Here is a 13,067-nt window from a genome sequence, read left to right on the forward strand (position 1 = left end):
ACGCCTCTAGTCAAAACAAATGCTCTTGGAAGTCTTTCGAGGGTGTTTAAATATCTGATCAACTTTTCTGACGAAAAAGTAAACTCTGCCTGAAGTATGGTATTCTCTCTTGTTAAATGATCAATACCTGTTAAAATTCTTTGCTTTCTTCCATCAATCGTCCGTTCGAAAACAAAGTCCATTGACCAAACTTCGTTTGAATTCTTAGGCAATGGTAGTTGCTGTGATGATGCATTTCTTTTCTTTCGCTTCGGTTTTGTCCTTATTTTAAGCCCTTCTAAGCAATATAGTCGATATACTTTCTTATGATTGATTGTCCTACCCGACCTTCTTAACCTTCGGTAAATTCGTCGATAGCCTTCCCGTTTCCATCGAAAAGCAAGTCTTCGAATTTCGTTCATTGTCTCTTCATCAATAGCTTTCGGCTGATAATAATAACTTGATTTAGGAAGAAGAACAACATCTAGGCTTCTGTTTAGAGAAAGTCCCTCTTCAACTAGCAGATCAACTGCTCTCTCCTTCGTTGATCTGCTCAAAACTTTTTTCCCAAAACATTCTTAATTGCTTGGATTTCGAGAGCCATGTCAGCTACCAATCTTTTGAGATTTGAATTTTCCTGCTCGAGTGCCTTCATCTTCTTGATTTCGCTAAGCTCCATTCCTCCATACTTGTTACGCCAGCGATAAAATGTTTGTTCAGTGATTCCGTATTTTCGTGAAAGTTCCTTGATTGGAATACCTGTTTCCGCTTCCTTTAATATCCGAAAAATCTCGCTTTCTTCTATCTTCTTTCTTGCCATAATGCTCTCTCCTTAATATCGGAGAAAACTAACTTAAATATCGGTGCAGTTTTTGGGGAGCAGGTCACCAATTCTAATGCATGCCAATTCAAAACGGATGGATCCCTTATATAAGAATTTTTTACGAGACCATCTTCATCTAATTCAAGAGCAACGAGTAAAGGCCCGCGCCAAGCTTCTACAGTCGAAAAGTACACTCCTGGTTTCACTTTTTTTCTTGATAAACCATTTACTTCTTGTTTAAGAGTTCGATTTCCATTCCAGATTTGCTCTAAATCAATTTTGGATAAAGTGGTTTCAATCCAATGTAATGATTGTTCGATCTCAGCAAAACGTAAGTACATTCTTGCCCAAACATCACCATTATAATGATGGTGTTCCTCTTTTAAAGGTAGAGGTTTCCAATCAGGATATTCCATTTGACTTAGTCTAAGATCTTTTTCTACTCCAGCCATTCTGGCAACCATACCAACGAATCCATAGGTTTCAACGTCTACCTCTGAAATAAATCCACAACCTTGCATTCGCTCTTTCACTGTAGAAATTGATAAGGCTCTTAGAATTTGAGGTCGAATTCGATCATAATAAACTTTCTTTAATTGTAAAAAAGCTTCTTTGGCTTGTTTTGCATTTATCTTACGATTGCTGAAAAGAGATCCTGGTCTAATTACAGATTTTCCAAATCGATGCCCAGTCCAAGTTTCCATAAGTCCCAAAGCAGCTCCCCTATCTGTTACACAAACACCGTATAAGGGATAATAACCAATATCTTCTGAAATACCTCCCAAATCTCCAATATGGACGGCTATTCGTTCCAATTCGACAAGGATCGATCGGAACAAAACAATTTCTTTTGGCAAAGTCACTTGATAAGCATCTTCATATAACTTAGAAAATGCGAGTGCATATCCAATACTTGTATCTCCCGAAATTGTTTCAGAGTATGACAAAACTCGTTCCAATGATTGGTTTAAAATCAATTCTCGAATATTCCGTTTTTGAAATCCTAAGCGAATTGTTAAATGACGAATCACTTCACCTTCTACAACAAATCGAAAATGCCCTGGTTCAATGATTCCAGCATGAATTGGACCCACTGCATGTGAATAATTACCATCACCAAACGGAACTGTCAGACCATGATAAAACAAATCACGAACAATACCAATTTTTTGGTGTAGCGATAGATTTTTACCTCGATTCTCTGATAAATATTCCTCCTCTTTCAAATCTGCAAACTCTTCTGGTCCCATATCTTGACCAAGTGCATGACGAACCAACCAAAGTGGATATTGTTGGTCCAACAAAAAATCAATATTACTTTTTTTCAAATTTTCTTGTTCCATAACAATTGATTGATTCTGGAACAAAAACTGAAAGAACGTACCGTTAAAATTAGTGATTCCCGTTACATTTGTCATATATACTTAACCATTAAAAAAAACAAGCCATAGGTTCCTACGGCGATAGTTAACAATAATGAAAACCAAAAAAAGATATAACGAATCGAAAGTATCTGGTATACATTCAAATTAAAATTTCGATTCGGAATTTTTACCATTGGCAAAACTTTGTTCAAAGAGATAAAAAAGAAAACAGAACCTAAGACTGGAAATAAAAATAAATAAAACTGTTTGTTTAAAATTGCAATTTCTACAATTTTTAAATCTAAAACAAAAACTGGCGACAAAGGAAAAACAAAAGCAATTAATAATGCCAATAAATAAACATATAATGCTTTATGACTTAAATTTACATTTAAGAGAATTTGAGAAATATTCCTTTTCCCTGCATCCATACGTAAAATTCCCATAGACAAAAATACTAAAAGTTTTACAAGGATAGTTGTTGTAATCAAAAAATAGAATACATCATCGTTTACATCGATCCATAAAAATACAGTCAACATACCAGTATGGAACAATGCCACCTTAGCCGATATTCGACGAATATCATCTCGTGAAACGAGCATTAAAGTAGAATACAAAATTGTCAAGACCCCTATAAACAATAAACCGTTTGAAGCATTAATAAAATGAGGGTTTAACTCTTTCTCTAAACTAATTAAAGGTCTTATCGCTAATACAACACTAACTGGAACAAACGATGCAATTAATGATGAAATTTGGCTTGGACTCTCCGCATATGTATCACCTACCCAAAAATGATTGGGAACAAGTCCCAGTTTTCCACTATAACCATAAACGGTTAATAAAATTCCGGTCTCAACCAAAAGACCCGATTGGCCAAGTAACCCAATTTTTAAAGAGGAAAATTCCAAATTTTCCAAAGGGGTAGAAGCAAATAATAAAATCACAATTCCAAGGAATGCTAAACCTAAAGCATAAGAATTAATGAGTAAAAATTTCCAACCAACATGAAATGATTTTTCTGTTCCACTAGATGAAATAAGCAACGCACCAAAAAGTGTTGATGCTTCGATTAAAATCCATTTTAATACAATATTATCTGTAAACCAGGAACAAAACAATACAGAGAAAAACAATACCTTGAGAATACTCCAATGTAATATTCTTGTTTGACCTTTTGTTGGTGCAAAAATAGATACAAAAAAAATAACAAAAAAGGTTATTAAACCAGTAGAATAAAATATACTCTTCATCATACCTTTCTTTCCTTCGTATGCATGTGCGGAGATAATTGCAAAATACCTCCGGAAACAATAACCAAAATCGCATCTAAAAAGGATCCAAATTCTAATCCAAAAGGTAATCCCTTGTCTAAAACCATAGTTAAGACAAAAATTCCATTTTCGAATACACAAAATCCAGCAATCAATGCGAGCCAATTTCGCCTAACAACAAAACATAATACTCCCACATAAACCAATAAAATCACATAAATTAATGCAATTTTATGGACAGGGATTGTTAAAACAGAAACTCCTTCCGTAACCTTTACTGCAAGCACAAGCCCAAGAATCATAAACAATAAGGTGGCCAAATAACCGAACCTAGGGGTTGTACTTTCATTCATTTTGGATTTATTTGCTGTCCAATTTAAGATTAAAGGGGTTAATATAGCTTTAAATAAGACAACAAGTGATATTAATGAAAATGCATGTTTCCAATCATCTTCATGGGTCTGAATCACAGGGAATATCAGAAGAAAACCTTGTATGCTTAAAAACAAAATGATTCTACTCAGTCTGTTTTCAACCAAAACCACAATGCCAGTCAATAGTAACAAAAGATAAACAAAATCATATACCATATCGAATTCCTAAGATAGTTTTACAAGTGAACCTAAAATTAATATGGCAATGAATGTTAATCCCATAAATTCAGGAATCCATGTCCATTTACGCCTAACACTATTTGCTTCCCAAAAACCAATTAATATGGCGAGGACTACAACAATAGGTAATATTAAAAACTCACGACCAAGATGATTCATAAAAATATAATCAAATACTTTGGAATGTTCTAACGCGAGTTTAACTAAAAAAACGAGTAATGCTGATAACTTAATCGAGCTTGCTAATTCAAAATATGCCAATTGCCTTCCTGATGCCTCCAAAATCATGGCTTCATGTACCATTGTGAGTTCGAGATGAGTTCTAGGGTCATCAAAAGGTGGCTTCGCAAGTTCTGCCAATATCGTCATAAAGGATAAAGCCAAAAACAATATTCCGATAAGTATACCTTGGGGAGTTTCTGAGATTTCTATGTGCGATTGTGCTGCAAGAATCATGAGAATAAAAGTTGGCTCGACCATTACTGACAATAAAATCTCGCGACTTGAAGCCATTCCTCCAAAGGAAGTAGCCCCTTCCATTGCAAATCCTATAAATGAAAAACGATATAGAGCCAAAAAAAATGGAATCAGGATGAAAGGTGCCCATTCGAAAAGAACGATTGTCCAAAGCATGAATGAAGAATAAAGCGCTACCCTAGGTGCCAAATTTGAAATTTCAGAAAAGTAGTTATGTAAAACTGGCACTTTCAAAAATGCTTTGCTTACCTCCCAATAAAACTGAATCAATTTTGGTCCCTTCCGACCTTGTGCATATGCTCTAACTTTTCGAATAATTCCCGTTAAGAGGAATGGTAAAAAAATAAACAACAAAGATAGATATAAGATATAAATTATTAATTCCATAACTAATGCTCAAAAATCTCCAAGAATTAATAACGAAAAAATAAATATTAAAAATATAGATGAAATTGCCAAATATCGACTTATATCTTCATCCTTAGTTTGATTGGTTGAAGATATAAATCGTGTTCCAAATTTAAAGAACGAAGTCACCAACAATAAGATATAATGATCCACTTTTGAATCACCATTTTTATTAATAAAATAACGTCCCAACGAGTTTTTTAATGGTTCAGAAAAAACTGTAGATGGAATTGAAAGTTCATGACCATCGTAACCTCCTCCACAATCCCAACCTTTCCTTTTCAAACTCATTTGCTTTCGATAACTCAATTTATCGAAAATAATAAATAAAGTAATTACCGCTAAACTAAGAAAAGAAACAAAAGACAAATTGATAAACCATTTCTCTAAAGATGTATCTGCAAATGGTTTTAACATAGGCAATTGAATGAAAAAAGGCAATACTAATGGAAATGCAAAGATCATGATTGATAAACTAAATAGTGATATATATAACCATTTTTTTCTTTCATTATCAATCGGCAAAACGCTCATCTTATTACTTGGTAAAGACAAAAACATTGTAAAATATAATTTTAAATGAGTAAAACCTCCGAGCACAATACCGAAGAATATAAAAATCATAGAAGGCAATAAAAAGACGGATCTTCCAATTGGAAGATCTAAGATTCTTACGTTTAGATAAAAATAAGTCGCTTCTGAAACAAAACCCAATGTGCCAGGTATAACCGCATAACTAAAAGTGCCCGCTCCTAATAATATTGGAGACATCCCTAACAATCGCCCTATCCCTTTTAGCGAGTCACTTGAATCAAATGGAACCAACCGTGAAACCATTCCAATTGAAAATAGTTGGAAAGTTTTTGAAAACGAATGATGGAACAAACTTAAAAAAAATAAAATCCTAAACGAATTACTCAAATTCATCAACTCGATGTCTCCAGAAAATTGAAACATCCCTGTGATGATTAAACATAACCATAAAAAATTCAATGATTCGATTGAACTATATGCTAAAGATATTTTTGGATTCTTGTGAAAAAAACTTGTGATTCCACCGAAAAATATCCCAAGAGCTGCTAATGGAAATAGTATTTGGTAAACAATGGGATCCATTTGATTTGGAAGAACATAACGATAAAACAAAAGTAAAGGGAAAATTTCCAAAACACCTGCAAATGCTCCAAGGGCATGAGATGGCCCTCCTTCATTGACTTTCGGTAACCAAATATGAAATCCGGAAAATCCAGACTTTATTAGAAGACCAAATAACAAAAGTAATATGCCAATACTGTCTCCATCGGGTAACATTACCCAAGCAGATAAAAATAAAGCGGAAATACCTGATGCAAGTAATAATGATCCCAAACTTTCAATTTGTTTTTTGCCGAAATCCGTACCGGAGTAAATTAGAATTGTTGAGAATGAAGTAATTTCTAATGCTATTGGAAGTAATAATGATTTCCCAGCAAGGTAACAAACTCCTAAGGCTGACCAAAAAATAGCGTATCCTAAGGTTACTTTATTTTTTTCTTTCGGTTCATAAGATAAAACCAACATAAAAGATGCGAAACCAATGAAAGCTTGGATTGAAAGCCCAACTAATATCGGAAAGTCGACTGACATAATGTCATCATTTACGATCACTAAAAAGATAAGTGGCAAAAGTGCCGATATACCAACCAATATCGATTGCAAGATCGATATTTTATTTTCTTCAAACATAAATATACCTCAAATGTGGAAATGAGAAGAGATTAAGTTTGGGAAGGAGGTCCGCGTAATTTTAAAACTGAAAAATTGAGGGAGAAACGTAAATTAGGGTCTGATTGAGAGACGGATAAAAATTGAAATTGTATCGATGGAAATAAAAAACTTAAGGAATGGAAAACTGTTTCGTTTTCTTGTTTTGTATCTTCGTAGTAATTCTCTAACTGTAAAATTTCACTGGTTTCCGAAAATGAGCTGCCTATCCATTGGACATGTGACTTTCCCAAAAAAAGAAAACCTAAAAATAGAACCAAAATAATACGAATGAACAACTTGTTTTCCTACAATTAGAGACTATCACCTGTCCTATATATGGGAAGTGATTTTTAGTGGACCAAGAAAAAAAATACAGTGAACCGATTCTTGCCATCGATGTAAAAAATTTGAGGAAGTCTTTTTTCCAAGAAAACCTCACACTCCCAATTCTAAATGGGATCAGCTTCCAAGTTCCTGAGAAAAAGATGGTTACCTTGATGGGTCCCTCTGGCTCGGGTAAATCAACCTTGCTCAATGTTCTTTCTTCTGTTGAGAGACCTACGGAAGGTAGTGTTAAAATATTCGGAGAAGAACTAGTGGGTGCCTCCGAGACAAAGCTCACTCAGTATCGTCGGAATCAGATTGGCATCGTATTCCAGTTTTTCCATCTTTTCCCCTATCTTTCAGCGATCGAAAATGTTTCCTTACCACTCCTCATCGCCGGGAAAAATAGAAAATTAGCAGAACAAAAAGCTTCGGAAATTTTAGATTTGGTAGGTTTAGGACATAGGTACCATTTTTCACCTAAGGAGATGTCTGGTGGTGAGAAACAAAGGGTATCCATTGCACGGGCAATGATTCATGAACCAAAAATTATTTTCGCTGATGAACCAACAGGGAATTTAGATTCAAAGTCATCGAATTTGATCATGGAAATATTTAAAACATGTGCATCAAAACTCGGTATCACAATATTTTTAGTTACTCACAATGAAGAAATTGGAAGTTCGGGAGATGTCAATTATAGAATGTTAGATGGACAGATTATCCAAAAATGATTCATAAATTTATATATTTTATCTTTGGGCATTTCAAAAATGATATCAGTAAATCATTGCTAAGCATACTAAGCATTAGTTTGGGTATAGCACTATTTGTAAGTACTCAAATAAATGCATGGAAAGCAGAAAAAAGTATAATTGATCAAACTATCGGTTTTACTTCAGAAAATTTTTTGGGCCGATACGTTTTTAGAGACATATTAGACACAACAAACAACAATTCTAATTTCATCAAAACGCTTTATTCTCAACTACCAAATGACATCATCATTGAACCTGAGCTGAATCTAAAAAGTTTTTTAAAATTAGATAATAACGAAACCTTAAGTATTCCAACCATTGGGAGAGACTTAATCACTTCAAACCAATTGAAAAAGGATTTTGATCCAAACAAAAAAACCAAAAAATATTTTTTTAGTAAGTCTCTACTCCTTAAATCAAACGCTGAGAGTAAACCAATTATAATTACGATTTGTAGCACCGAAATCTCAATTCAAATTGATCAAATAGAAGTAATCGATCAAGATGGATTATTTATTGTTTTAGATATTGAAAGATTACAGAACATTTGTAAAACAAAATCATATTCCAATATCAATTTAATTTCAAACTCAAATTCAAAAGAAAACATTTCATTTCAGCCATTGCTTAATCAATCGAATTGGAAATATGAATCTAAAAAAGAGATCACAGAAAGAGCAGGCATCGCCCTTGGATCGCTAAAAATTAATCTTACAATCATATCATTAGTATCAGTATTGATTTCCTTTTTTATGGTTTCCAATATATATTCTGGATTATTTGTATCTCAAAAAAAAGAATTTGGTATTTTGTTATCTATCGGCGGAACAAGAATATCAAATTTTTTCCTTTTCCTTACACAAACAACTGTCTTTGCTCTCATTGGAGGTCTAATCGGAACTTCAATAGGAGTATTGATTTCAAAACTAAATTTTTTCCAAACGTTAAACACCTTAACCGATGCCAACCAAATTGAAACTTATTTAAATTTCCCAGTAAAATTCATACTTTATGGTTTTTTGATTTCGATAATTGGGTCATTGTTTAGTGCTATTTTCAATGCAGTAAAAGCATATCATATCCTTCCAATCGAATTATTACGAGAAAAAGATGAAATTGATAACCGAAAGTTTATCAACCTACCGACTTATCTCTTATATCTCATTGCGTTATCCTGTATTTCCATTGGAGTTTTCCTTGGTTTTTTAAAGTATGAAAAACAAATCATTCCAGGATTGGTTGGAGTAGGACTAGTAATTATTGGTTTTGTTTTGTTAAACTTTTTGACAATCCCAATTTTTATTTCATTATTATCGAAACTTTCGAAAAGGTTCTTCACAAACCCAAGCTTCATTTTGGGCATTAAAGAAATAGAATCAGATTCTTGGAAAAATAGTTTAACAATTTCAACAATTATGTTATCAACATCTTTAGTTTTTACACTAACGAGCTTAACCGATAGTTACGAACTTTCGCTAGAACATTGGGTTGATAAAGAAAATAGATCAGACTTTTCCCTTATCAATGAGAAAAAATTAAGTTCGGGTGAACCTGGTGTTCCAATCAATTTATTATCTGAACTTGAGAATTCTGGATACTTTTCAGATGTGGAGCCGTTTTTCATCAATTCAAAGTTTATTGTCAATGGAAATTACTTTACCTTACACGTGCTAAAGTTTAGAGAAAATCAAAATGGAAATGAATTACTTGTCTCAAAAAATTTTTGTTTTTTGGAGAAATTATGTGCTGGAGACTTCATCGACATCATTACGAAAAAAAAAGGGGTTCAGAGATTAAAAATCCAAAATGAGATAGAACATTTTTTCTCTGAGCGAGGTACGATTGTAATGGACTACCAACTTTTCTCTTCTCTATATTCAGAAGAATTTTTGAATTCGATTCGAATCACTTTGGCCGATGGAATGGAATTCAATGAAACGATGACTTTTTTGAAAAACATATCAGAAAAATACCAACTTAACTATTTAGATCATAAACAACTGAAGGATCTTTATATTTCAGGTATGAATCAGGTCTTCAAAGTATTGGATAAACTTAAAATTTCAGCAATCGTTATCTCGGTTCTTTCCTTGATTACCTCTATTTTTTATTTTATCAAGGAAAAATCGAGGATTATTGCTGGTTTGAGAGCAATCGGTATGAGTTCCTATCAAATGTTTGCACTCTTATTCTACCAAGTTTTTTATTTGACATCACATGGTATTTTTTCTGGGATTTTAAATAGTTTGCTTCTGTCACCAATAGTTATATTTGGAATCAATAAAAATGCTTTCGGTTGGGAATTAGATTATACATTTCCTGTTCACTTTGTAGCAAAACTTCCGATACTCATTCCATTTTTTACAATTTTCATAACTTTAATTCCATTTTATTTTCTAACTAGAATGAGAATTTCTAAAGAGTTGAATTACGAATAATTCTTTACCGAAAACTGACCTCTACTTATATTTATACCATGGCTGGAAGTATTAAGGTTTGTTTGGAACTCGCGGATATCATTCGAAAAGAGAATCTCGAATCACGTGAGAAAATACCCACATCCGATACTCACCTTCGTATTTGGTCTTCACAATTGGCAAGAAGTGAAGAAGAATTAAGGAAACTTTTAAATGCACTACGGGACAGTCATTTTATCTTCATAGTTAGCATTGTATCACCAGACCCAAATTTATTTGTTTATGGTGAAGATGCATATGTTTTCGCAGAGCCTTTTATCTTAAATGAACTTAAGAAACACTCCGAAGATTCTCTAGAAAAACTTTACGAAGCAAGTAATTATAAACGAAAATCTGCCTTTCAAATCACAAGGGAATTGTTCCCAAAAATAAAAGAATTCAACAACACCCCGTTAGGAAGATCAATAAATTTATCTGTCATGTTGGAAGAATTCCAACGTATGTTAACTGCGCAAAGTTACGAGTATACGGATCAATGGAGGCGCAATAAACTACAAGAAATTTTCAAAGATGAGGTAATGATTGCGGAAGAATTGGCAAACAATTCTAATTTACGTGACAGTGACCCAACCAAACGAGCTGTTGATATTCTGAAAGACCAATCTCCAAAAGAGAAAATTGATTCAAATTGGGTCAAAGCACAAGAAAACTTTTCAACTGAATTTTTGTTAAGAGTACATTTTCGAAAGTATGAATTTGATATTGTAAAAAAGTTAATACAATCAGGAAAACTAAAGGAAGAAAAAGATATCAAATACGTTAGAGATACCATTCAAACGATGGAAAACCGAATGGAACAAGATAATCTTTTAAAAAGATATGCAAATGAGATGATAGAACTTAGGCGATACGCACAAGCTAAGTTAAATATGATACGCCAAGGAGTCAGCTCCCAAAAATAGTTGAGAAAAAGAATTTATTAATATCAATTTATCGATTGAACCAACCTACTTTTTCCAATTGTGTGTATACTTGAAAGAAAAAAACAACCAGACAAATAAATACCAATCTTCTTTTTAAGGAAAACTTTGAATTGATATGATTTTCCTTCTCTGGAATGTATAACAAATAAATAATTAGATTTATATTAAAAAATAATGCCAAAAATTCCTTAGTTAACATAGGAAATTTTTCGTTTAAGTTAGGTAAATAAACAAAAATCAGAAGAATGAAACTCGGCAAAAAATATAAAGGAGTTTTTATATTCCACAACCTATCGTCCGTTAAATCCTCTTTCCTTTTAACACCAGAAGAAGACTCTAAAATCAAAACCAAATTTTGGAAATCGGCTATATTCACTAGTGGGTAAATTCTCTCTTTCGTCTCCAAAATGATGCGATCGTAACCTCTAAATTTATCAAGAATTATCGTTTCTAAATCTTTGATTCTAATTGAAGCACAGTTCCCATTTGAGTCGAATTGTTTCAGCATTCCTCCTTCAACTTCAACTTTTCCTGAAGAGAGTATTTCGATTTGTTTATTATAATTCCTTCGGAGAAACCAAAAGAATAGACCCAGTAAAGGAAGGAAAATGGTAAAAAACTGAAATCTTGCTTCTTTTGGAATTTGTAAACTATTATAGATTACGAAAAGTACAAACAAAATCACTACTGACCAAGTTCGAGTTTGTAATTTTTTCTTAAATACTGGTACATTGTATGTAAAAATCTTTTTTTCACTCATTGTAAAAACTCACTCTTATTAAAGATGGAGTGCATAGAAATTTGCTCAGCGTCTAAATTTTCTTTCCCCCCTTCTTCGCGGTTTAAGATACAAATGCCACTTGTTACTTTTATGCCCACTTCTCGAAGCACTTTCACTGCTTTTATTGTAGATCCACCTGTCGTGATCACATCATCAACGATAAGGCATGACTTTACGTCCTTCCAAAAGCCTTCAATTTGTTGGCCGGTGCCATGTCCCTTCGATTCTTTTCGAACTACCAATGGATAAACTAACTTTCCCTTTTTCTGATAAGCCAATGCAATTGAGTATGCAATTGGGTCGGCACCCAAAGTCAAACCACCAACTGCATCAAACTCTACTTGCATTTGAGGTATGATTTCCTCGACGAAACAATCTGCCAAAACAGACAATCGTTCTGGATGTAATGTGATTTCTTTACAGTTGAAGTAATGATGGGATTCTAAACCGCTAGCTAACCGAAGCGGTTTTTCAGAATAACGATAGACAAACGATTTCATCCACTGAAATAACTGGTCACGATTGGAATGGGACATATTCTAATTATTCACTCACCTTTACCGTGAATACAAAAATTTGGAGGTATTTTGAGAGACCAGTCATTTACGATTTCTGTTTTTCTACCCATTTTTGGATTTGTCATTACATTCAAAACCACTTCTAACGAATTTTTTATCAATTCCACCTTTTACGCAAACTCCAAAGGTATATGAGAAAGTTTTCCCGATTTTGATCGCTTAAAGAATTTTTCCTCTAGATTTCATTCCTTTTTTCTAACCGGAAATTGGACTTTACGTTATTTTGCAAATTGGATTGACTTTAGACTGAAAAAATTTTACAGTGAGTGTAAATTTACAGTGAGCGTAAATTTACAGTGAGTGTAAATATAAACTTATAGTATATTTACTTATAAGGTATATTTTCTCTAAATTGAAATAGTAGCATTATGAAAATTGTGCAATCGTCTCTTTGCAGGCAAGGAAACCATTGCCACTATCCTTCCCATCTCAAAATCAATGATAGGATTTGCGGTATTGCCGGTTCGGGTCTCAGCCAAAAAATGGGAAAGTGGAGAAAAGGACCAAAACATCAAAATCTGACCTAAAGTAAGGAGTT

At 33.3% G+C, this 13,067-nt stretch carries 14 protein-coding genes; 4 read left to right on the forward strand and 10 right to left on the reverse strand.

Going from position 1 to position 13,067, the window contains the following annotated elements:
- From LEP1GSC202_RS17510 to LEP1GSC202_RS17545, 8 genes are all read right to left on the reverse strand, one after another.
- Nucleotides 1–536: IS3 family transposase (locus LEP1GSC202_RS17510; protein ID WP_015679155.1), on the reverse strand; the 536-nt coding region annotated here is incomplete at its 3' end.
- Entirely contained in the window at nucleotides 533–799 is a 267-nt protein-coding gene (locus LEP1GSC202_RS17515) for a transposase (RefSeq protein ID WP_015675631.1), read from the reverse strand. The genes LEP1GSC202_RS17510 and LEP1GSC202_RS17515, both read right to left, overlap by 4 nt.
- Entirely contained in the window at nucleotides 781–2,220 is a 1,440-nt protein-coding gene (locus LEP1GSC202_RS17520; protein ID WP_015679095.1) for a hydrogenase large subunit, read from the reverse strand. The genes LEP1GSC202_RS17515 and LEP1GSC202_RS17520 overlap by 19 nt, the downstream gene beginning before the upstream one ends.
- Complete coding sequence (locus LEP1GSC202_RS17525; protein ID WP_039929406.1) at nucleotides 2,217–3,425, reverse strand: proton-conducting transporter transmembrane domain-containing protein; 1,209 nt, start codon at nucleotides 3,423–3,425, stop codon at nucleotides 2,217–2,219. Before LEP1GSC202_RS17525 ends, LEP1GSC202_RS17520 begins: the two co-directional genes overlap by 4 nt.
- Nucleotides 3,422–4,033 carry a membrane protein gene (locus tag LEP1GSC202_RS17530; protein ID WP_015679169.1) on the reverse strand — a complete coding sequence of 204 codons (612 nt, stop codon included), beginning with the start codon at nucleotides 4,031–4,033 and terminating at the stop codon, nucleotides 3,422–3,424. The genes LEP1GSC202_RS17525 and LEP1GSC202_RS17530 overlap by 4 nt, the downstream gene beginning before the upstream one ends.
- Before the next feature lie 9 nt (nucleotides 4,034–4,042).
- A complete protein-coding gene (locus LEP1GSC202_RS17535) occupies nucleotides 4,043–4,921 on the reverse strand; it encodes an NADH-quinone oxidoreductase subunit H (protein WP_015679172.1) in 879 nt (292 codons plus the stop codon).
- 9 nt (nucleotides 4,922–4,930) lie between these two features.
- Nucleotides 4,931–6,667 carry a proton-conducting transporter transmembrane domain-containing protein gene (locus tag LEP1GSC202_RS17540; protein ID WP_015679108.1) on the reverse strand — a complete coding sequence of 579 codons (1,737 nt, stop codon included), beginning with the start codon at nucleotides 6,665–6,667 and terminating at the stop codon, nucleotides 4,931–4,933.
- A 32-nt stretch (nucleotides 6,668–6,699) separates the two neighbouring features.
- Nucleotides 6,700–6,984 (reverse strand): hypothetical protein, encoded by a 285-nt coding sequence (locus LEP1GSC202_RS17545; protein ID WP_015679088.1) that lies wholly within the window; start codon nucleotides 6,982–6,984, stop codon nucleotides 6,700–6,702.
- Nucleotides 6,985–7,041: 57 nt separating this feature from the next.
- Between LEP1GSC202_RS17545 and LEP1GSC202_RS17550 the strand changes: the two genes are divergently transcribed.
- The 3 genes from LEP1GSC202_RS17550 to LEP1GSC202_RS17560 all read left to right on the forward strand — a co-directional run bounded on the left by LEP1GSC202_RS17550 (nucleotide 7,042) and on the right by LEP1GSC202_RS17560 (nucleotide 11,149).
- A complete protein-coding gene (locus LEP1GSC202_RS17550; RefSeq protein ID WP_015679122.1) occupies nucleotides 7,042–7,746 on the forward strand; it encodes an ABC transporter ATP-binding protein in 705 nt (234 codons plus the stop codon).
- A gap of 176 nt (nucleotides 7,747–7,922) precedes the next feature.
- On the forward strand, nucleotides 7,923–10,208 hold the full coding sequence (locus LEP1GSC202_RS17555) for an ABC transporter permease (RefSeq protein ID WP_015679124.1): 2,286 nt from the start codon (nucleotides 7,923–7,925) through the stop codon (nucleotides 10,206–10,208).
- A gap of 38 nt (nucleotides 10,209–10,246) precedes the next feature.
- On the forward strand, nucleotides 10,247–11,149 hold the full coding sequence (locus tag LEP1GSC202_RS17560) for a hypothetical protein (protein ID WP_015679181.1): 903 nt from the start codon (nucleotides 10,247–10,249) through the stop codon (nucleotides 11,147–11,149).
- Between the two features lie 28 nt (nucleotides 11,150–11,177).
- Here LEP1GSC202_RS17560 and LEP1GSC202_RS17565 read toward each other — a convergent pair whose 3' ends face one another.
- Together LEP1GSC202_RS17565 and pyrE are read right to left on the reverse strand one after the other, a co-directional pair.
- Entirely contained in the window at nucleotides 11,178–11,930 is a 753-nt protein-coding gene (locus tag LEP1GSC202_RS17565) for a hypothetical protein (protein WP_015679163.1), read from the reverse strand.
- Complete coding sequence (gene pyrE, locus LEP1GSC202_RS17570; protein WP_015679154.1) at nucleotides 11,927–12,487, reverse strand: orotate phosphoribosyltransferase; 561 nt, start codon at nucleotides 12,485–12,487, stop codon at nucleotides 11,927–11,929. The genes LEP1GSC202_RS17565 and pyrE overlap by 4 nt, the downstream gene beginning before the upstream one ends.
- A gap of 417 nt (nucleotides 12,488–12,904) precedes the next feature.
- Here pyrE and LEP1GSC202_RS19950 point away from each other — a divergent pair, with 417 nt between their 5' ends.
- The gene (locus LEP1GSC202_RS19950) at nucleotides 12,905–13,051 is read left to right on the forward strand and encodes a hypothetical protein (RefSeq protein ID WP_015679135.1); all 147 of its coding nucleotides are present in this window, start codon (nucleotides 12,905–12,907) and stop codon (nucleotides 13,049–13,051) included.
- The last annotated feature ends 16 nt before the right edge of the window (nucleotides 13,052–13,067 follow it).

This window comes from Leptospira yanagawae serovar Saopaulo str. Sao Paulo = ATCC 700523 (assembly GCF_000332475.2).
Taxonomy (GTDB): Bacteria; Spirochaetota; Leptospiria; order Leptospirales; family Leptospiraceae; genus Leptospira_A; species Leptospira_A yanagawae.